The sequence below is a fragment of the Tardiphaga sp. 42S5 genome (assembly GCF_034044155.1).
GTDB classification, from domain to species: domain Bacteria; phylum Pseudomonadota; class Alphaproteobacteria; order Rhizobiales; family Xanthobacteraceae; genus Tardiphaga; species Tardiphaga robiniae.
In genome coordinates, this window is record NZ_CP139027.1 from 6,119,372 (window position 1) to 6,137,893 (window position 18,522).

Below are 18,522 nucleotides of genomic sequence, written 5' to 3' on the forward strand. Positions count from 1 at the left end.
GCGCATTTGTCCCCCTCCTCCAGTGGTGCGAAGTCTCAGTAATCCCTCTTGGAAGGTGATTGTGTCGGCCTCTCGAGGCCAATACCTCAGAGCCGGACTCGTTTGAGTCCGGCTTTTTTTTGCGCCCCCGAATTGTCAGTCCAGCTTCACTTTCGCCAGCCGGAGCGCATTCCCGATCACACTCACCGAGGACAGCGCCATCGCTGCAGCGCCGAGCATCGGCGACAGCAGGATGCCGAAGATCGGATACAGCACACCGGCCGCAATCGGCACGCCGGCCGCGTTGTAGATGAAGGCGAAAATCAGATTCTGACGGATATTGCTCATCACGGCCTTTGATAGTTCGCGCGCGCGCACCAGCCCCATCAGATCGCCGGTCAGCAGTGTCACACCAGCACTCTCGATCGCGACATCGGTCCCCGTGCCCATGGCGATGCCGACATCCGCAGCAGCCAGCGCAGGCGCATCGTTGACGCCATCGCCAACCATGGCGACCCGGCGGCCTTCGCCGCGCAGACGTGTGACCACGTCACTCTTGCGCTCCGGCAACACACCCGCCTCGACCTCATCGATACCCAGTGTCTTTGCGACGGCCTTTGCCGTCGTCGCATTGTCGCCGGTGAGCATGACGATCCGCAGGCCGTCGGCGCGCAGCTTCTTCAACGCATCCTGCGCCGATGGCTTTACGGGGTCGGCAATCGCCATCACGCCGGCGACGCTGCCATCGATGGCAACGAAGATGGCAGTCGCACCGTTCTGCCGCGCCAGCTCGGCGACGCCGTCGGAGCGCGTCGTATCCACTTTCAATTCGTCCATCAGCATCGCATTGCCGAGCGCAACGCGCTTGCCATTGACCACACCCGACGCGCCTTTGCCGGACGGCGAGGCGAAGTCACTGGCATCGCTCAGCACCACATTGCGTTGCTTTGCTTCATTGACGATGGCTTGCGCCAGCGGATGCTCGCTGGAACGTTCGATACTTGCAGCAAGTTGCAGAATGTCGCTTTCGTTGAACCCTTCCGCTGGCGAGATGCTCACCAGTTTCGGCTTGCCTTCCGTCAGCGTACCGGTCTTGTCGATCACAATGGTGTCGATGCTTTCCAGGCGCTCCAGCGCCTGCGCGTCACGCACCAGAATGCCGGCATGGGCGCCGCGGCCGACGCCGACCATGATCGACATCGGTGTTGCCAAGCCGAGCGCACAGGGGCACGCGATGATCAGCACGGTGACCGCAGCAACAAGCGCGAACGAGAGCCGCGGCTCTGGCCCGAATGTCGCCCAGGCGATGAATGCAATCACCGCCGCGGCGAGCACGGCCGGCACGAACCAGCCGGCGACACGATCCGCGAGACGCTGGATCGGCGCGCGCGAGCGCTGCGCCTTGGCGACCATGTCGACGATCCGCGATAACATCGTATCGCGGCCGATCTTGTCAGCCCGCAGCACGAGGCCGCCGCTCTGATTGACGGTACCGCCGATGACGCGCGCGCCTTCGACCTTGCTCACCGGCATGGACTCGCCGGTCACCATGGATTCATCCACCGACGAACGCCCCTCGGTGACGACGCCGTCGACCGGAATTTTCTCGCCCGGCCTCACGCGCAACAAATCGCCGATGGCGATGGCCTCGAGGGCGACGTCCTCATCACCGTCCTTGCCGATGCGCCGCGCGGTCTTCGGTGCGAGACCGAGCAGCGCGCGGATCGCACCTGACGTCTGATTGCGCGCGCGCAGCTCGAGCACTTGTCCGAGCAAAACGAGCACGGTGATGACAGCAGCGGCTTCGAAATAGACCGCCACTGCACCGTGATGGTCACGGAACGTGTCGGGAAACAGACCGGGCGCGAAGGTGGCCACAACGCTGTAGATCCAGGCCACACCGGTACCCATGGCAATCAGCGTGAACATGTTGAGATTGCGCGTTACCACCGAGCGCCATCCACGTTCGAAGAACGGTGCGCCGGCCCACAGCACCACGGGTGTCGCCAGCACCAACGAGATCCAGTTCGATGTGGTCTGCGATACCAGTTGCATCAGGCCGAGATGCGCGCCCATCTCCAGCACGAACACGGGCAATGTCAGTGCCAGCGCGATCCAGAAGCGCCGGGTCATGTCGATCAGTTCAGGATCGGGCTTGTCGTCGAGCGAGACCTGCTCCGGCTCCAGCGCCATGCCGCAGATCGGACAGCTCCCGGGTCCTTCCTGACGGATCTCCGGGTGCATCGGGCAGGTATAGATGGTGCCGGCTGGCGCGGGCGGCGCGGGCTCCTTCGGCTTCAGAAAACTCTCGGGATCCGCATTGAACCGCTCGCGACAGCGCGCGCTGCAGAAGAAATACTCGTGGCCCTGATAGATCAGACGGTTCTTGGCGGTGGCGGGATCGACGGTCATGCCGCAGACCGGATCGAGCACTTTGGTCGGTGCAGCCTCGGGGTGATGGTGACCATGCGAACAGCATGCGCCATGCGTGTGACCGGCGTGGGCATCGTGCCCCGTATGCGCGTGAGTTGTCTCTGCCACCGTGACCTCGCCTCTTGAAACATATACCCTATGGGGGTATATGGACCTCATGCGCAGCGAGATCAAGACGTCCTGTTTAAAACGCCTCAAACGGATCGAAGGCCAGGTCCGCGGCCTTGCCGGCATGGTCGAGGCCGACCGCTATTGCATCGATGTGGTTACGCAGATCGCCGCGGCCCGCGCAGCGTTGCGACGCGTCGAGGAAGAGATCCTGCGCGACCATGTCGCGCATTGCGTGGAGCACGCGATCTCGTCAGGCGACAAGGCCGACCAACGCCGCAAGATCGCCGAGTTGATGGACGTAGTCAGCCGCGTCGACCGGTGACGCGAATGCGACGAGCGGCCGCGATGTTGGAAAACGGTTGATCAGTCGTTACGGTTTTTGCCCGGTGAGGGTGGCGCTGAAATGCGACCACACCTTTAGGTCATCAAGAGCCGGCGAATATCCGCAAAATTTACGGTTGGATAAGCATGCGCAGCGATAGCACACGGGGCGATCTAATAGCGCCGATCGCCGGTATTTACGTGTCTTTACGTACTTATATCTAACGTCCCGCGCAATTGCGGTAATCCCGCTCGCGGTATCTGTACATGCTTACGATCTATAACTGCATCGCCAATGCCCATGATTTCAGGCTCGTCGGACTTGCGGCCATCATCTGCGCGATCGCGTCCCTCGCTGCTATCAACCTGCTCCGTCATGCGCGAAGCGCCACAGGCCAGATGCGCCTCGTCTGGCTCGCGGTATCCGCGATCTCCACGGGCTTCGGCATCTGGGCCACGCATTTCGTAGCGATGCTGGCATTCTCGCCGGGGATGCCGAGCGGCTACAATATCGTACTTACGGTCGTCTCGCTGATCGCCGCGCTGCTGCTGACCGGCGCCGGCCTCGCCGTATCGTTGATCCCGAATTTTCGTGCCGGCCTCTGGATCGGCGGCGCCGTCGTAGCGGGTGGCATCGCGGCGATGCATTACACCGGCATGGCCGCCTTCGAACTTCAGGCGCGCATCAACTGGGATACGACGCTCGTCATCGTCTCGATCGTATTGGGAGCCGTGCTCGGCGCGATCGCGCTTCCGGTAGGGTTGCATGGCACCACCCTGCGCTGGAAGATCAGCGGCGCGCTGCTGCTAACGCTCGCGATCTGCACTCACCATTTCACGGCGATGAGCGCGGTCACGATCACCCCGGATCCGACCATCGCCGTCTCGCCGCTCACCATCCCCGCCGGATGGCTCGCACTTGGCGTCTCATTGATCAGCTTCGCCATCATTGGCCTGGCGCTGGCTGGCATCGTGCTGGATATCCGTGATCACCGCCGCTCCGATCTCGAAGCCGACCGCATGCGCGGCCTCGCCAATGCTGCCGTCGAAGGGCTGCTGGTGTGCGACGGCGACACGATCGTCACGGTCAACACGTCCTTCGCCGCGCTGGCGGGATCGTCCGCTGAATTGCTGATTGGCGGGCGTCTACAAGACTGCTTCCCCGATGGAGATACGCGGACTCAGATCATGAGCCAGCCTGACAAATCGGTGGAAGCGAGCCTGCGGCAGCGCAACGGCCAGACGATTCCGGTTGAATTGATCCTGCGTGGAATCGACTTTGCGGGGAAGCCACATCAGGTCATCGCTGTACGTGACCTCCGCGAACGCAAGCAGGCCGAACAGCACATCCGCTATCTCGCCCACTACGACTCCCTGACCGGACTGCCCAATCGCGGCACGTTCCATGATCGAATCGATCAGGAGATTGCGACACTATCCAAGGACCGCCCGCTCGCCATACTCGCTTTGGATCTCGATCAGTTCAAACAGGTCAATGATCTGTTCGGCCACGCCGCCGGCGACAAGGTCCTCAAGAGCGTAACGGCGCGCATCACCGCCCTGCTTGGCGAAGGCGAGATGATGGCGCGTCTTGGCGGCGACGAGTTCGCCATTCTCTTGCCGAACCTGACCTCGCCCGCAGTTGCGAGTCAGTTCGCCGACAGGATACTGGAAGCATTCCGGAGCAAGGATGCCACCTTCGAACTCGGCAGCGTCACCGCCAGTGTCGGTATCGCACTCTGCCCAGACGACTCCAGTGATCGCGACACGTTGCTCGCTTGCGCCGACACCGCGCTCTACCGCGCCAAATCCGAAGGCCGCGCGACCTGGCGCTTCTTCGAACCTGCAATGGGGGAAGCCGTGCGCGACCGCCGGCTGCTCGAACACGATCTACGCAACGCCATCGATGCCAATCAGCTGAAAGTGGTGTATCAGCCCCAGGGCACCATGGAGTCGGGCCGCGTGATCGGCTTCGAGGCACTGCTGCGCTGGAACCATCCCGTCCGCGGCAATATTCGCCCCGACATCTTCATTCCGATTGCGGAAGACACCGGCGCCATTCTCGGCATCGGCGAATGGGTGCTGCGCGCCGCCTGCCGTGAAGCAGCGACGTGGAAGCATCCATTGACCATCGCGGTCAATGTCTCGGCGGTTCAGATCCACCACGATAGCTTTGTCGCAACCGTCCATGAGGTCTTGCTGGAAACCGGCCTGCCCCCGCATCGGCTCGAACTGGAGATCACCGAGACCGCGCTGATCCGCGACTTCGATCGCGCATTGCTGACACTTCGCCGGATCAAGGCGCTCGGCGTTCACATCGCCATGGATGACTTCGGCACCGGCTACTCGTCGCTGTCGAACCTGCGCGCATTCCCTTTCGACAAGATCAAGATCGACGGATCGTTCATCAGGTCGGTGAACACCAACAGCCAGGCAGCAGCAATCGTGCGCGCCGTCCTCGGCCTCGGCCGCGGGCTTGGGCTACCGGTGCTCGCCGAAGGCGTGGAAACCGAAGCGGAATTCGCATTCCTGCGCGACGAGAAATGCGACGAGGCGCAGGGCTATCTGCTCGGCCGTCCGGCTGACATAGACAACTTCCGTGAAGTCACCCAAGGGGTGACCTCGCCCGCCGGAGATATCGCCATTTCAGCATAGGCGCGAACACCCCACCGTCACGGTCATACCAACGACAAAAAACGCGCGAAAGTCTCGCGCGCTTTTTCTGGGGTCAAAAGAGCAGAACGGCTATCAGGCCGCCTGCTTGTGCATCGCGCCGGTCGCCGATCCGTTGCCGCGAATAGCCTTGATCGAACGTTCGATCGCCGCCCACAGCTTCCCGATCTCGCTGGCTGCGCGACCTTCTGCCTGATATTCGCGGGCGCCTTCGCCGTTGCCAAGCGCGAGCAGGAGATCTGCACGGTTGGTGATCTGACCGGACCACACCGGAGCCTTGAACTTGGCGAGCGCTTCGCGGGCGATCGTCACGATACGGCTTTCGGAATCGTCACGGCGTGCCGGCGCACCGTTGATGACAACCGCATAGGGCTTGCGGGCCGAACGGCAGGACTGGATCGTCGCCTGCACGGCATCGACGTCGAACACGCCGGGACGCGCAGGAATGATCACCATGGTTGCGTTCTTGATGGCATCGTCGACCACAGCCGATGTGTTCGGCGGCGTATCGATGAACACCCACTCGAAACCGTCACGCTTCGCTGCGGCAACCATTTCGGTCACGCTGCGATTTGCGATCTTCAGCGGCGGTTCATTTGTTCCCCGCAGCTTGTGCCACAGCGTCAACGAACCCTGCGGATCCGCGTCGATGAGCAAGCAAGGCTTCGTTGATTTATGAACTTGAGCAGCAAGATGTGCAGCCAGGGTACTCTTCCCCGAGCCGCCTTTACGCGATGCGAAAACTATGACGTTCATATGTTGGCCTCCAGATTGACCCCAGGAGGCGAAAATGAATCAGTCTGCTGATTCGTTAAAGTCATATTTACGCGTAATTCAAGGATATGTGCCTGATTTGTTTGGAATGTTGGTTTTTGAGTCACACAGTGCGCCGCAACAGGCCCAAAATGAGTCAGGTGTAGTACGCTTGTCGCCACTTTGTCGCACTCTGGTATCAAGTCAGACGCTCAAATCTTGCTATCAGCGCCGTTGGAACGAGTTGAGTCCGGGCCTTCGATAGCAATGCCCTTCGCGCGCTGACGTTCGATCCACTTTCGCTCAAGCCAACCGAGAAACTGCGCCACCGGTTTTTCCAGCGGCGGAATATCCTGCGCGATGAGGATGAGTCCGAGCGGCAACATCCAGAGGCCGAGCACAGGAAGAATGCTGAAAATCCCGCCGATAATCAGCAAAATGCCAAGCGGGAATCGAATGAGCTTCGATGAGGGCTTGCGCAACCAACCTACAAATCGAGCCGGTCGGGGCGGAAGTTTGGTTTCGAACCAGGCCAAATGCCGATTGAGTTCGGCCTTGTAGTCGATATTGGTTTCGCTGCTCAAAATAACGCTCCTCGTGGTCTGGAGATGTTGCTTCGTGGCGTGATACCAACGTGTCAGTTTGTCACGGGTTCACTTTTTTGCCACGATCGACGGCGTCACGGTGCAGCGACTCGGCGAGATCGCGCCGTTCTGCACGCTGACTAAACTTCCGTTCACGTGAAAGCGAAGCCTGATCAGCTCGGGCGCGTCGGCTTTTTCGCCCTTCGCGACTTGGCCGCGGGTTTGCGCGCGCTGGCCGGCGTTGCCCGAAAGAATTGCGCGCAGCCCGGGCTCAATTGCGCCCGCTTCTGGATCATGCAGGCCGTCACGCGATCGACATCGGGAATGGCCGCGCTGCAGAGCCGAAAGGCATCGCCGGTGCAGAGCTGTTGCTGATCGTCGGTATAGGCTTGCGACGGCGTCGCCAAGAACGACGCGCCGATCATGAGTGACATGGCAAGCGACCCGCTCAAAATCCCTGGACGTACCGACATTAGTCCCCCCTGGTTGCACGTTATCGTGGGAGTGTCGGAGACGATTGCCAGCTTGGCAAGGTGGACGTGACGGGGATCGGGCTTGCCTTCGCGCCGGCCCTGTAGTTTCTCGGACATCGCGGCGCCGTTGCCCCGTCGCGACCTCGTGCGAGAGACGGTCCAAGATGAACAGTGAGACAAAAGCGATACTCCGAACCTGCGCGGGCGGTCCACGATCATGAACTGGACCCGTATTGGCATTATCGGCTTCGTGGGGTTGTGCGGCTGGGCCGCATGGCCCAAAGGAAATGACGCGACGCCGCCGCGCCCACTTCTGATCCGGGCAGCACTGAAACAGGTCGATGATCCCGTCATCATCCTCGGCGACAGTATCGTCAAACGCGCAACCTTCCCCCGTGCCGTCTGCGGTCGGCCCATCGTCAATGCCGGAATCGACGGATCGACGACATCGAGCGGTCTCGATGCCATGCTGACAAAAGCACTTGGTGGGAAACAGGCCGCCATGGTCGTCGTCTCCCTCGGACTCAACGATGCTGCGGTCCCTGCGAACGCGGACTCATACAAGACCAACTATCTCGCTTTGCTCGCGACGCTGAAATCCACGACTCCACGAATGGCCATCGCGACCGTGACGCCCGTTGAAGCCGGCAAATCCGATAGCGCGCGCATCAACGATCAGGCGATCGACAACTACAACGCGCTGCTGCCAACCATCGCCGGTGATACTGGCGCGAGCCTTGTCACCATCCCGTCCATGCCGGCGAAATACACAACCGATGGCATTCACCTGAATGATGCCGGCTACGCAATCTGGACCAAGGCCGTTCTCGGCGGGGTCAGCGACGTCCTTTGCAAAGGCAAGTAACAGCAACGCAGAAAACCGCATCAGGCCTCATTGACGCCAACGCCGCGCTCATCAAGGAGTTGCTGCCCTTTCAACGTGATCCTAAATTTCGGCCCCGCTGCCGGCTTGGCTTGATCGATTACCTCGACAAGCCCTTGAGCAATCAGCCCGTCAAGCACGGCACGTTTTTCGGCATTGAGATCGAGCCCGGAGGCGCGCGCGATGTCGCACATCATCGCAATAGCGGTATTGCTGATGTCAGCGTCGATCATGATTGCCTCCCTGTCGTTGGGAAGCCAACGGAACGATGGCAATCGAGTTCCACGACCGGCCTGGCGGAAGCACGCGGGCATTTACGACGTCGAGTTGCCCGAAGGCGGGCTGTTTGTGCCCCAGCCCTACAGCCCCGGGCAGATCGTGCGCACGCTGAATGATCTGACCGGCGCGCCGGCATTGCCGGCCCGACCCAAGCGGTCAGACATTGCCGCAGCCCAAAGCAACGGCCACGCTCGAATCGGCTAAATGATTGATTTGTATGGTACAGTTGGGTGGTCTCGAACCACCGACCTCCTGCTCCACAAACAGGCGCTCTAACCAACTGAGCTACAACTGCATCCTGACCGGCCCCAAAATCAGGGGGTCCCGAACAGGCGGGAAACTAGGTGCAACGCATCACTTTGGCAAGGCCGCGATGATGATTTTTGGCGCAATCAAAAGCCCGGGCTTGCGGCCCGGGCTTTCGATTATTTGGCGGTGCGATCGGCTCAGGCGGCCGGCTGGAACAGCTTCGAAGCGCCGGTCTTGATCGGTTCGGCGGTCTCAGTGGCGATCTTCTGGCCGAGTTCGGCCAGCTGTTTGGTCTGACCCGTGAAGGTTTCAACCTGGCTGCGCGCAAAAGCGGTCCACAGCTCCATCGCCTGCGACGGCGACTTCACGCCGATCAGCGACTGGGCGAAGTCGAAACCCGCATTGGTGTTGGTCTTGGCAATGTCGAGCAGCTTGGCCGAATATTCGGCAGCGCCCTTAGTGGCCGTGCCGAACACAGCTTCAACCGTGCTGTTATGGGTCTCGGCAGCGTCCTTGAACTTGGCATAACCCTCGCGCGCCTGCGAGACGCCCTTTTCGGCGAATGCGCGGACCTGCTCCGGCACCTGGAACGGGATAACGGAAGATGAGAACGGATCGGTCGATTCGGCCATAGCGTGCATCCTTCGTGGTGGGGGGTGAAATCAATAAACCCGTGGAGGCTGCGGAAGGCACCGGTGCCTTTCATCAGCTGGCGGGAAACAGAGCGGCATCGCCATCAGCGATGCGTCATTGTGGTTACCGCAATATCATGTCGGAATTGTGCGGCGCAACAGAATATTGCACCGCAGAATCGCATGAGACTCGGATCGAATGCGCGCCCACGTCATGGAACTCGCTCAATATCAACTATTGATTGCAGAACGGAGAGCGCAGGGGTCGGTCAGCTCTTGGGCTTGGCGGCGTCCATGGCAGCGCGGCTCATGATCTGGCCCATTTCGCTGGCCTGCTCTGCCAGCGACTTCATCTGCGACTGCACGTATTCGCTGTGGAGCCGCATGACGTCGCCGAGATCCTTGGCGTGCAGCAACTGCTGGGCATAATCCAGCGACGCGGCGACGTTCTTCTCGGCATAGGCGATGGCCTTGGTGCTGACATCCTTGGCGCCGGCGCGCACGGTCTCACCACGGTTTTCGATCGACGACGCCGTGCTCTGGGCGCTGGCCAGAAACTTCTCGAATGCCTGCTTGGCCTGATCAAAGCTGGCTTCGGCCATCGCGCGCATTTCCTTCGGAATTTCGAATTGGTCGGTCATGTCCCGCTCCATTTTGCATTGACGAAGCCGTCCACGGCCCCGTCTCCCGTGTCGCCCACTGCAATCTAGCCGAGCTTGGCATCGCCGATGTGACGCGGCGTCCCGTCCTCGTCCGATCCCATCGTGGACCTTTGTTTTTGTTTTGCAACTGCCAACGCATGGCCCAGCCCCTCCGTTCGGCAGAATGCCGAACCCTCGGAGCGGATTAACGTTATTGCTGCTTTGGCCTGCTGGAATGGGCGGGGGACGTGGACCTGCGCGTCCGCGCGGGCGATACTAACGAATTATTAAGGATGTCATCGTTTGGCCCGCAATCTGTGACGCGGATACCGGACGGGCGCCCAACGAGTCAGTCATGAAGTGCCGATGAACAATGCGGATTTTCAGTTGCGGGGCGTTGGCGATGCACGGCTGGCCGTACTCGCCACCAGCAACCAGCCGGTCTGGCTGTGGTCGCGCGACGGCACCCGTGTGCTGTGGGCCAATCCGGTCGGCGCGCGACTGTTCGGCGCCCGTAATGCAGCGGACCTGTTTGCCAGGGCTTTCGGACCCGCCGATACCCATCGCCGCCAGATAGCCCAGCTCGGCTCACGGCTGCCGGCCAGTGGAACGATGCGACTGGAGCGCCTGCGCGGCTTCGGCGCGGCGCTGGGCAGCCTGATGACCTGCGCCTGCTCGCAGCTGGAATTTCCCGATGGCGGCAGCGGCATTCTCGTTGTCGCAGCGGAACCGCTCGGTGGCCGCGGCATGCCGCTGGTCGAACGGCTGCAAAATCTCGTCGAGGGGATCGACACCCCGATCGCCGCCTTTGCACGCGACGGCCTGTTCGTCGGCGCCAACGAAATGGCTCGGGCGCTGCTTGGTTTTCGCAATCTCTCCGATGCCGGCCTCGATCATGCGCGCGACGGCGCGCTGAAGGACGGCCGCATCGAAACGCCTATCGGCTTTGGCCGCATGGTACTGCAGCGCGTGGGCAGTGGCGCCGATGTCGGACTGGTGGCGCTGATCGCGCCGGGCGCTGTGCATCCGGCACCGAGCGAAGAAGAACTTGAAGCTCCCACAAAACCCGAAGCCAGCGTTGAACCGCAGAGCGCCCTTGCAGAGCCGAGCGACCTATTTGTCGAATTCGATGAGGCCACCGGGGCAAAAGACCCGAGCGAAAACGCCATCGACATAGACGCCCCGATCGAGCCGGAAAAAACCGAGATCGATCGCGACGTACATCTCGAAGAGGTGATCGCCGAAACCATCGCACATGCCGGCGCACCGACTGAGACTGATGCGCAGTCGCCCGCCGTCGAAGCCGTTGCCGACCAACCTGCGTCCGTTGCGCTGCCCGAGATCGAACCGCGCACGACGCCGCTCCGTTTCGTATGGCAGATCGATGCGGAGAAGCGTTTCACACTGAACTCTGACGAGTTCATCCACCTGATCGGCCCGCGCACAGCGGCAAGCTTTGGCCACAAGTGGAACGATCTCACAGCCGAATTCAACCTCGATCCCGACAGCCACGTCGTCAAGGCGATGGCCACGCAGCAGACATGGAGTGGCATCACGCTGCTCTGGCCGGTGGATGGCGGTGGCCGCCTGCCTGTCGAACTCTCTGGCCTGCCGCTGTTCGATCGCGAGCGCAATTTCACCGGCTATCGCGGTTTCGGCGTTTGCCGTGACCTCGATGGAATGACGCGGCTCGCCGAGCAACGTCGACATGATCACATCGGCGATCCACCGCCTCGACCATTATCCGCCGATGTCGCGCAGGCCGGCCCTGTCGGCGACAGTCTCGATGAACCGATTGCCCTCACCACCAACCCGATACCAGAACAGACACCACCGCCAACCACACCGGACAGCACCGTGCAACCACCCGAGAACGTCGTGCCATTTCGACCAGGCGATCCCAGATCGCCGGCACTGACGCCTGTCGAGAACAGCGCCTTCAACGAGCTTGCGCGGCAATTGTCGGCGCGGCTTGAGTCGGAAACGGGACTGATCACGAGCACGAACACACCCGAAGCGGACAGCGAGACGGATGATGCACCGACGGCTGCCCAGACCTTGTCTCAGCCAGCTGAGGCGGCGTCACAGGCTGCCTGGCTGACAACGCCACCGGCTGCACCGCGCGGCGAGATGATGCGCGACAAGGTGCTGCTCGACCTGATGCCGGTCGGCGTCCTTATCTATCGCCTTGATCGCCTGCTGTTCGCCAATCCCGCCTTCCTCGCCCGGATGAACTATCCAAGTCTGAACGCACTGGAAGAAGCGGGTGGCCTCGATGCGCTCTATGTCGGAGGTAATGTCTCTTCTGCGGCCAGCACCTCGGATGACGGCACCGCCGTCACGATTTCGGGCGGTGATCAGTCCGGCAACACAGTGCCCGCCGAAGCGCGCCTGTACACGATTTCATGGGACAACGAGCCGGCGCATGCGCTGATTTTCTCTCCGTCCAAGGCAGAGCCTGTCGCCGCCCCTGTTACGATCGCTGCGCCCGTTGCGGACGCGCCATTGCCCGCGGGCCATATCGATGCCGAAGATCTGGCCACGATCCTCGATACCACGGCCGAAGGCGTCATCATGTTCGACGCCGAAGGCAATATCAATTCCTGCAACCGCAGCGCCGAGGCGCTGTTCGGCTATAGCGGCGAATTACTAACGCAGCGGAATCTGACCGACCTCTTCGCAGCAGAAAGCCGCCGCGTGGTGCAGGACTATCTCGCAAGCGTCAAGGACTCCGGCGTGGCCAGCCTGATGGATCATGGCCGTGAGGCCCTGGGCCAGGTGCGCGCCGGCGGCCTCGTGTCGCTGTCGATGACCATCGGCCGCACGCGCACGGATGGACCGAACTTCTTTGCCGTGTTCCGCGACCTGACGCAGACGAAGAAGACCGAAACCGAACTGCTGAATGCACGCCGCCAGGCCGATCGTGCGGCAACCGCCAAGGCGGATGTGCTGGCGCGGATCAGCCACGAGGTCCGGACACCGCTGAATGCCATCATCGGCTTTGCGGAAGTGATGGTCGACCAACGCTTCGGCCCGCTCGGCAACGAGCGCTATGTCGAATACATGAAAGACATTCGCGCTTCGGGTGAACGCGTCATCGCGATCGTCAACGATCTGCTCGATCTGTCACGCATCGAGACCGGAAAGATCGACCTCGCTTTCACCACGCAGAACCTCAACGAGATGGTGGAGCAATGCGTTGCGGTGATGCAGCCGCAAGCCAATCGTGGCCGCATCATCATCCGCACCTCGTTGGCACATCTGCTGCCGACCGTCGTTGCCGACGCCCGTGCGTTGCGGCAGATCACGCTGAATCTGATCGGCAATTCGATCCACCTCGCCAATGCCGGTGGTCAGGTGATCGTCTCCACTGCATTGTCGGATTTCGGTGAGATCGTGCTCCGCGTCCGCGACACCGGGCACGGCCTCAACGACAACGAACTCGCTGCCGCGATGGAGCCTTTCCGGAGCTCGACGCCGGCGGATTCTTCGGAGAGCTCGGGTGTCAGCCTGTCGCTGACCAAGGCCCTCGTCGAAGCCAACAACGCGCGCTTCCAGATCAAGACCGCGCCGAGCTCGGGCACGCTGATCGAGGTGGCGTTCTCGAACGCAGCAATGAAAGCCTGAGCGGCCTTCGATCTAGCGACTGAGCGCCATCGCCGCGTCGGAACGGCGTGGCTTGCGATAGCCGATCAGCAGCGGACCGAATGAGGCGGCGAAGCCGATAAAGGCCGCGACCCACGCCAATGCCGCAACATGGAGCAGCGGCGGACTGTAAGCGGGCTCGATCACGGCGCCGATCCGCGCCAGTGCCGCCACGATGACCGCAGCATAGATCATCAGCGTGGTGCGTGAGGCGTGCAGTGCCTGGCCAGTATGCCCCAGTGTTGCCCTGCTCATGACAGCCAGCGTCATCACGCCGGCCGCACCTGCCATCCATGCATGCAGCCCGGCGCTGGGCGCGACCCATCCTGCTGCCGCTGCGGCATTCAGCAGGAAACCCAGCGGCACGAAAGCGTAACCAATATGCAGGATCAGCAGCAGGCCCTCGCGCGAGGCGCGATCGCCGGCCCAGCGCGCAAGACGCATGATATGCAGCAAGCCGACCAGCGCGAGAGCCACTCCCGTTAATGCGCCAAAGGGGCGCGCGATCCACAGCAGCAGCGCGGCGGCGCTGATGGCAATGACAATCATATCGAAACGCGCGAACGGCATTGGCAGCCGACCGGGATTCTCGCGCACCAGCCAGTTGCGGGTGAAGCTCGGAATGATCCGCCCGCCGATCAGCGAGATCAGCAACACCACGACCGCGACGCCGATCCGGATGCTGACGTCTGCGGCCCCGGCAAGATGAGCTTCGACATGAAAGGCGATGTTACCGACCAGCAGGAAGGCGACGATGCCGACCACTGGCAAATTACGCCAGTTGCGGCCCGCCACGATCTCGCGGGTTGCAGCGACAGCGACCAGCGTCAGGAAACTCACATCGACCAGCATCGCCGTGAGCCAGCCGGTATAGGCCGAAAAGGTCAGGCAAATCCGTCCCGCGATCCAGAGAACGACCAGCCCGAGCAACGGCAAGCCGCGGATCGGCAACCGGCCGGTCCAATTCGGAATGGCCGTGAACAGAAAGCCGGTGACGACAGCCGATATGAAGCCGAACAGCATCTCGTGAATGTGCCAGTCGCGCGGCGCAAAACCGCTGGCCAGCGCCAGCCGGCCATGGAAGGCCGGCATCCAGACTAGAATTCCCAAGCCGGCATAACACGCACCGAGCAGGAAAAAGGGGCGGAAGCCGGCCGAGAGCAATGGCCAATCGGCGATGGAGCGAACACGAAGAAGCGTCATCGTCACTCTCCCGTTTGGGGCGTGTTACTTCGCAGCGATTTTCTCGAATAACGCCGCGAACACTGTCTTGGCCTTGCCGGGATGGGTCACTACCTTGGCTTCGGCCGCGTTGGTTGGCGTACCGACCACCACCAGTCCCACCATGCCCATGCCGTAATGTGGCGCGCATTTCACGCCGTAGACGCCAGGCTTGTCGAAGGTCACCACAAGGTCCTGGCTCATCTTGCCAACGAAGGGCGTCGCATCGGCGGGTAGCATGCCTTTGACCGATTCAACGCTGTGCGCCTTGTCGGTCGACACGAATTTCACGCTATCGCCGGGCTGCACATTGACCAATGCGGGCTCGAACACCATGGCGGCCCCGTCAGCGCCCTTGTTGAGCATTTTGACCTCGACCTCCGCAGCGCCAGCGGCGCCTGTCAGAGCGAAAAGGACGGCGGCGGTTGCAAGCATATGAGCCTTGCGCATCGTATTTCTCCGTAAACTCCGGTCATTTCAGCCGGATGCGCCAAATTAGGCGCATGGCCCGGCCTCGACATTGCGCCAGCGCAAACTTCCGCTTGATCGACGCCCGCAATCACGGTCTAGAAGTAGCCGGAACCGGAATTTGACGGAGAACGCATGTCGGCGGTCGACAGCTCCATGGTCGCGCATCTGCCGCTGTTCGAGAGTCTCGACACCGCAGCCTGCGAGGCGATCCTGCGCGAGGCGCGTTCGATCCGCGTCCCGAAGAACAAGGTGATTTTCGAGCAGGGCGAGGACGTCCACTCGTTCTATCTGCTGCTCCATGGCCATATCCGCGCGACCAAGATGACGCCCGCCGGCGAACAGGTGATCGTGCGCTATGTCGCGACCGGCGAGATCTTCGGGATCGGTCAGGCGATGGGACTGACGGCTTATCCGGCAACCGCAACGACGGTGGATGACAGCGTGGTTCTGGTATGGCCTACCGCTGTCTGGGCACGGCTGGTCGCCGACTATCCCGCCCTCGCCGCCAACACGCTCAAGACCGTCGGCAGCCGGCTGCAGGAAGCCCATACGCGTGTGGTGGAAATGTCGACCCAGCAGGTGGAGCAACGCGTCGCCCACGCCCTGCTGCGACTGGTGAACCAATCAGGCCGCAAGACCGCGCAAGGTATCGAGATCGATTTCCAGTTGAGCCGGCAGGATATCGCGGAAATGACTGGCGCCACGGTCTTCACCGTGAGCCGCACGCTCAGCACCTGGGAACAGCGCGGGCTGATCGAAAGCAGCCGGCAACGCATCGTGCTGCGTGAACCCGAGATGTTACGTGCGCTCGCCGATGCTGTGCCCGGCGGCGAAGATGCGTAGCTCGTCTACGCGGCTTCGGACTGTCTGATTTCGTTCGACACTTCTCGGAGTGGGATCGAGACGGCAGCCCTGACGCCCTGAGCATCGCTACGATTTCCGATATCGAGGCTGAAGCTATTACGATCCGCCGCCGTCCGGGCAATCGCCAATCCGAGCCCCGTGCCATCGATATCCATCGGCGCCGCGCGGAAGAAGCGGTCGTAGAGATACGGCACGGCGGATTCCGGTATTCCGCATCCGCTGTCGATCACCTCGATGACGAGATCCGTGCCTCGGCGCACAGTCTTGATGCTGACCGCGCCGCCGGCACGCGTGTAACGCACCGCATTGTCGAGCAGGTTCGAGACGATCAGCCGGAGATCGGCGGCACGAACATTCAATTCATCACGCGTCCCCGGCTCGATCGCGAGTGAGACGCCCTTTGCCTCGGCGATGGACACGAAACCGGACACTACCAGCCGCACGAAAGCCTCCGCATCGACGACTTCGGCTTCGCTTTCGATGCCGGCATCGGCGCGAACCATGGTCATCAACTGGTTGACCGAATAAGAGGCTCTTCGAATCCCGTCGAGCAGATCCTGCGCGATCTCACGTTCAGGCGCATTGAGCTCCCGTGCCCGCAGATTATCGATCTGGATCTGAAGAGCCGCGAGCGGAGTCCGCAATTCATGTGCCGCATCGGACACGAAGCGACGCTGGGTCTCCAGCGCGGTCTGATGTCGCTCGATCAGCGAGTTCATGGCTGTCACCAGCGGAGCGACTTCGACCGGAACGCCTTTGAGACTTAGCGCGTCCTTCGCATCGGCACTGCGCTGGCCGATATCAGCCGATAGTGTCCCAAGCCCGGACAATACGCGCTTCACGGCCCACCAGATCATCAGCCATGCGATCGGAATGGCGGCGATCAACGGCACCGCAGCGCCCGCGGCCGCATAGGCGGCAACTTCCTCACGCGCACTCCAGCGCTGCGCAACCTGGATCGCATGCGTCGCATCACGCGAACGAAACACGCGCCAGCGTTCTCCACCCGCGGTCACGTCGGCATAGCCGAGTTCCGACTGAAACGGGATATCGACCGAGGGGCCCGAACGATGAATGGGCTGTTTCGACTGATCCCAGATTTGAATCACCAGCTGGTCTTCCAGCTCGGCATCAATCCGCGGCTCGATATCATGCCGGAACACCATGCCCGCCGTAAGTGCCACCTCGTGAAGCGCGTTGTCCTGGAAGCTGTTCACCTCGTATTTGACGAAATAATAGGACGTGACGGCCGCAGCAACGCCGACGAAGATGAGCAGTCCCGTGACGTAAGTCATCACGGTCTTTCGCAACGACGTCATGCGCCCTCCTTGGTCACCATCCAGCCCGCACCCCGGACATTGCGGACGATGTCTTTATCAAATTTCTTGCGCAGTCCGTGAATCAGCACGTCGACTGCGTTGCTCTGGACTTCCTCGCCCCAGCCGTAGATCCGGCTCTCGATCTGGCTGCGCGACAGGATTTGCCCGGGCCGCTCCATCAAGGCCTGCAGTACTGCAAATTCGCGCACCGACAGCAGATGTTTGATATCGCGGAACGTCGCCACCTGCGTCGATGGATCCAGCGTGATCTCCGCAGACGTCATGAGCGATACCACGCGACCATTGGCGCGGCGCGTGACTGCGCGGATTCGCGCGAGCAGTACCGGCAGTTCAAACGGCTTGACGATGTAATCGTCTGCGCCGAGATCGAGACCCGCCACCATGTCGGACACGCCATCCCGCGCGGTTATGATAAGGGCCGGCGTGGTCATACCGGCTTTTCTTTTCGCCTTGAGCACGTCCAGGCCGGACATCTTGGGAAGACCGATATCGATCAGTGCGACCGCATATTCCGACCGGTCCATCGCGGCGAAGCCATCGCGGCCATTGCGCGCCCAGTCGACGCTCATGCCATTCTCGCTCAGGCCACGCACCAGCGCCTTGCCGAACATGGCATCGTCTTCGATCAGTAGAACGCGCATCATTCAATCTCGTGCCTGCAGGACCTTCGGAAGGTCAGTCAGTCAGACAACATCGGAGGCATCCCGATATTCCCTTATCCCAAGTGTCGGTGACTGCGGCGCTTACGCGCAGCGCTTGTCCGGTGACCAATCGTTTGGCGCAGGTTAGCCGCCGCCCCTCGTTTAGAACGATTACAAATTATTTCGACGCCCATTGGTGCACGGATCACACACCCTGAGCATATCCCTCGAAGTTCGATTTATTCTAAACGCCATCTAATTCGCGCCTAATACTCCGAATTGCAGATGTGTCCAAGTGTTTCCGAGGAAGCACAAGGACCGCCGGCGTT

The 18,522-nt window shown here is 61.5% G+C and carries 17 protein-coding genes and 1 tRNA gene; 6 read left to right on the forward strand and 12 right to left on the reverse strand.

Features of this window, described 5'->3' with window-relative positions; genetic code table 11:
• Positions 1-135: 135 nt before the first annotated feature.
• Complete coding sequence (locus SFY93_RS28545) at positions 136-2,571, reverse strand: heavy metal translocating P-type ATPase (protein WP_414717005.1); 2,436 nt, start codon at positions 2,569-2,571, stop codon at positions 136-138.
• On the opposite strand from SFY93_RS28545, the gene SFY93_RS28550 reads away from it, so the two are divergent.
• Together SFY93_RS28550 and SFY93_RS28555 are read left to right on the forward strand one after the other, a co-directional pair.
• Positions 2,570-2,845: a metal-sensitive transcriptional regulator gene (locus SFY93_RS28550; RefSeq protein ID WP_089266249.1), complete on the forward strand. Its 276-nt coding sequence runs from the start codon at positions 2,570-2,572 to the stop codon at positions 2,843-2,845. The genes SFY93_RS28545 and SFY93_RS28550 overlap by 2 nt on opposite strands.
• 266 nt (positions 2,846-3,111) lie before the next feature.
• The gene (locus SFY93_RS28555) at positions 3,112-5,499 is read left to right on the forward strand and encodes an EAL domain-containing protein (RefSeq protein WP_320445473.1); all 2,388 of its coding nucleotides are present in this window, start codon (positions 3,112-3,114) and stop codon (positions 5,497-5,499) included.
• A 93-nt stretch (positions 5,500-5,592) separates the two neighbouring features.
• Here SFY93_RS28555 and SFY93_RS28560 read toward each other — a convergent pair whose 3' ends face one another.
• The 3 genes from SFY93_RS28560 to SFY93_RS28570 all read right to left on the reverse strand — a co-directional run bounded on the left by SFY93_RS28560 (position 5,593) and on the right by SFY93_RS28570 (position 7,288).
• Positions 5,593-6,273: an AAA family ATPase gene (locus tag SFY93_RS28560; RefSeq protein ID WP_068728738.1), complete on the reverse strand. Its 681-nt coding sequence runs from the start codon at positions 6,271-6,273 to the stop codon at positions 5,593-5,595.
• A gap of 209 nt (positions 6,274-6,482) precedes the next feature.
• Positions 6,483-6,854, reverse strand: coding sequence for a hypothetical protein (locus SFY93_RS28565; RefSeq protein WP_244499613.1), 372 nt, complete (start codon positions 6,852-6,854; stop codon positions 6,483-6,485).
• A 173-nt stretch (positions 6,855-7,027) separates the two neighbouring features.
• Positions 7,028-7,288, reverse strand: a complete 261-nt coding sequence (locus SFY93_RS28570; protein WP_320445474.1) for a hypothetical protein — start codon at positions 7,286-7,288, stop codon at positions 7,028-7,030.
• Between the two features lie 256 nt (positions 7,289-7,544).
• Here SFY93_RS28570 and SFY93_RS28575 point away from each other — a divergent pair, with 256 nt between their 5' ends.
• A complete protein-coding gene (locus tag SFY93_RS28575; RefSeq protein WP_320445475.1) occupies positions 7,545-8,192 on the forward strand; it encodes an SGNH/GDSL hydrolase family protein in 648 nt (215 codons plus the stop codon).
• Positions 8,193-8,212: 20 nt separating this feature from the next.
• Here SFY93_RS28575 and SFY93_RS28580 read toward each other — a convergent pair whose 3' ends face one another.
• Complete coding sequence (locus SFY93_RS28580) at positions 8,213-8,443, reverse strand: hypothetical protein (RefSeq protein WP_184511980.1); 231 nt, start codon at positions 8,441-8,443, stop codon at positions 8,213-8,215.
• Between SFY93_RS28580 and SFY93_RS28585 the strand changes: the two genes are divergently transcribed.
• Entirely contained in the window at positions 8,427-8,693 is a 267-nt protein-coding gene (locus tag SFY93_RS28585) for a hypothetical protein (protein ID WP_320445476.1), read from the forward strand. The genes SFY93_RS28580 and SFY93_RS28585 overlap by 17 nt on opposite strands.
• Before the next feature lie 14 nt (positions 8,694-8,707).
• Here the strand turns inward: SFY93_RS28585 and SFY93_RS28590 are convergent.
• The 3 genes from SFY93_RS28590 to SFY93_RS28600 form a co-directional block, all read right to left on the reverse strand.
• Positions 8,708-8,784: transfer RNA gene (locus SFY93_RS28590), tRNA-His, on the reverse strand.
• 151 nt (positions 8,785-8,935) lie between these two features.
• Positions 8,936-9,370 (reverse strand): phasin, encoded by a 435-nt coding sequence (locus SFY93_RS28595; RefSeq protein ID WP_068728746.1) that lies wholly within the window; start codon positions 9,368-9,370, stop codon positions 8,936-8,938.
• Positions 9,371-9,639: 269 nt separating this feature from the next.
• Entirely contained in the window at positions 9,640-10,011 is a 372-nt protein-coding gene (locus SFY93_RS28600) for a phasin (RefSeq protein ID WP_115033036.1), read from the reverse strand.
• A 366-nt stretch (positions 10,012-10,377) separates the two neighbouring features.
• On the opposite strand from SFY93_RS28600, the gene SFY93_RS28605 reads away from it, so the two are divergent.
• Positions 10,378-13,638, forward strand: coding sequence for a PAS domain-containing protein (locus tag SFY93_RS28605; protein ID WP_320445477.1), 3,261 nt, complete (start codon positions 10,378-10,380; stop codon positions 13,636-13,638).
• A 12-nt stretch (positions 13,639-13,650) separates the two neighbouring features.
• Here SFY93_RS28605 and SFY93_RS28610 read toward each other — a convergent pair whose 3' ends face one another.
• Together SFY93_RS28610 and SFY93_RS28615 are read right to left on the reverse strand one after the other, a co-directional pair.
• Positions 13,651-14,859, reverse strand: a complete 1,209-nt coding sequence (locus tag SFY93_RS28610; protein WP_320445478.1) for an NnrS family protein — start codon at positions 14,857-14,859, stop codon at positions 13,651-13,653.
• 24 nt (positions 14,860-14,883) lie between these two features.
• Positions 14,884-15,327, reverse strand: a complete 444-nt coding sequence (locus tag SFY93_RS28615; RefSeq protein ID WP_320445479.1) for a pseudoazurin — start codon at positions 15,325-15,327, stop codon at positions 14,884-14,886.
• A gap of 153 nt (positions 15,328-15,480) precedes the next feature.
• Here SFY93_RS28615 and SFY93_RS28620 point away from each other — a divergent pair, with 153 nt between their 5' ends.
• Positions 15,481-16,191, forward strand: a complete 711-nt coding sequence (locus SFY93_RS28620; RefSeq protein ID WP_320445480.1) for a Crp/Fnr family transcriptional regulator — start codon at positions 15,481-15,483, stop codon at positions 16,189-16,191.
• A gap of 5 nt (positions 16,192-16,196) precedes the next feature.
• On the opposite strand, the gene SFY93_RS28625 is transcribed toward SFY93_RS28620, so the two are convergent.
• Positions 16,197-17,531 (reverse strand): ATP-binding protein, encoded by a 1,335-nt coding sequence (locus tag SFY93_RS28625; protein ID WP_320445481.1) that lies wholly within the window; start codon positions 17,529-17,531, stop codon positions 16,197-16,199.
• A complete protein-coding gene (locus SFY93_RS28630) occupies positions 17,528-18,193 on the reverse strand; it encodes a response regulator transcription factor (protein ID WP_089266246.1) in 666 nt (221 codons plus the stop codon). The genes SFY93_RS28625 and SFY93_RS28630 overlap by 4 nt, the downstream gene beginning before the upstream one ends.
• Between the last annotated feature and the right edge of the window lie 329 nt (positions 18,194-18,522).

Coding starts and splice junctions, on each gene's coding strand:
- SFY93_RS28550 (WP_089266249.1), top strand. CDS start 2,570: ATGCGCAGCGAGATCAAGACGTCCTGTTTAAAACGCCTCAAACGGATC.
- SFY93_RS28545 (WP_414717005.1), bottom strand. CDS start 2,571: ATGAGGTCCATATACCCCCATAGGGTATATGTTTCAAGAGGCGAGGTC.
- SFY93_RS28555 (WP_320445473.1), top strand. CDS start 3,112: ATGCTTACGATCTATAACTGCATCGCCAATGCCCATGATTTCAGGCTC.
- SFY93_RS28560 (WP_068728738.1), bottom strand. CDS start 6,273: ATGAACGTCATAGTTTTCGCATCGCGTAAAGGCGGCTCGGGGAAGAGT.
- SFY93_RS28570 (WP_320445474.1), bottom strand. CDS start 7,288: ATGTCACTCATGATCGGCGCGTCGTTCTTGGCGACGCCGTCGCAAGCC.
- SFY93_RS28575 (WP_320445475.1), top strand. CDS start 7,545: ATGAACTGGACCCGTATTGGCATTATCGGCTTCGTGGGGTTGTGCGGC.
- SFY93_RS28585 (WP_320445476.1), top strand. CDS start 8,427: ATGTCAGCGTCGATCATGATTGCCTCCCTGTCGTTGGGAAGCCAACGG.
- SFY93_RS28580 (WP_184511980.1), bottom strand. CDS start 8,443: ATGATCGACGCTGACATCAGCAATACCGCTATTGCGATGATGTGCGAC.
- SFY93_RS28595 (WP_068728746.1), bottom strand. CDS start 9,370: ATGGCCGAATCGACCGATCCGTTCTCATCTTCCGTTATCCCGTTCCAG.
- SFY93_RS28600 (WP_115033036.1), bottom strand. CDS start 10,011: ATGACCGACCAATTCGAAATTCCGAAGGAAATGCGCGCGATGGCCGAA.
- SFY93_RS28605 (WP_320445477.1), top strand. CDS start 10,378: ATGAACAATGCGGATTTTCAGTTGCGGGGCGTTGGCGATGCACGGCTG.
- SFY93_RS28610 (WP_320445478.1), bottom strand. CDS start 14,859: ATGACGCTTCTTCGTGTTCGCTCCATCGCCGATTGGCCATTGCTCTCG.
- SFY93_RS28615 (WP_320445479.1), bottom strand. CDS start 15,327: ATGCGCAAGGCTCATATGCTTGCAACCGCCGCCGTCCTTTTCGCTCTG.
- SFY93_RS28620 (WP_320445480.1), top strand. CDS start 15,481: ATGTCGGCGGTCGACAGCTCCATGGTCGCGCATCTGCCGCTGTTCGAG.
- SFY93_RS28625 (WP_320445481.1), bottom strand. CDS start 17,531: ATGACGTCGTTGCGAAAGACCGTGATGACTTACGTCACGGGACTGCTC.
- SFY93_RS28630 (WP_089266246.1), bottom strand. CDS start 18,193: ATGCGCGTTCTACTGATCGAAGACGATGCCATGTTCGGCAAGGCGCTG.